Annotated in this window: 1 pseudogene; it reads right to left on the reverse strand. The window is 42.0% G+C overall.

The features are described 5' to 3' along the window. Window positions 1-614 (reverse strand): annotated as a pseudogene (locus tag BCT81_RS27015) (DUF3103 family protein); the annotation flags it as partial. Window positions 615-672: the final 58 nt, after the last annotated feature.

Below are 672 nucleotides of genomic sequence, written 5' to 3' on the forward strand. Positions count from 1 at the left end.
GTTGCTGCCTGAGTTAAGTTGTGTGTCTGTACCTTGTTTTTGCATTTCAGCTTGCATGGTCATCAACCCAGCCTTGAGTTCTTCGGCACCATTGCTGTCGCAAATACCGGAACATCGGGCATTTGGTACACGTCTAATTCATGAACTTGCCCATACACATCGTAAGCTTCGATGTATTGCCAATTTGAATCATCGCCCGATGGTTCGTAAGCAAACAGTGGGCTTTCTCCATTTTTCCAGGCTTCAACCATGGCTTCATCAGCCATCCTAATTTCTAAGACAGAATCACTGAAGTCGTCGATCCCTTTCATCTTACGATAGCTAAGATCGGCTTTGTGCATCTTGCTTGAAAAGGCAGAGTAGGGTTGAGCCGAGTTCAGTGTGTCTAATGGCGTCGATAAACTTTTTTCGCTGATTTGCTTTTTTAGAGAAGACTCAATGTCAATGTAGCGAGCACTTATTTGTAACGCTAGTGATTGCTTTTGTGCAGCGACATTCTTTGCAACAGCAATAGAGTCAGTAAGAGAGTGTGGTGTATCGATATTGTTTGCATAAGACTGAAAGCCAACTACTGTCGTCGCAAGTACCATACTGATTGTAAAAGATGGTCTCATAAATAATCCTTATTTTAATTTTTATCATTAATAGAGCAATTGCCCCACAGGATTAACC

It is taken from the genome of Vibrio sp. 10N.261.52.A1 (genome assembly GCF_002876325.1).
Classification (GTDB): domain Bacteria; phylum Pseudomonadota; class Gammaproteobacteria; order Enterobacterales; family Vibrionaceae; genus Vibrio; species Vibrio chagasii.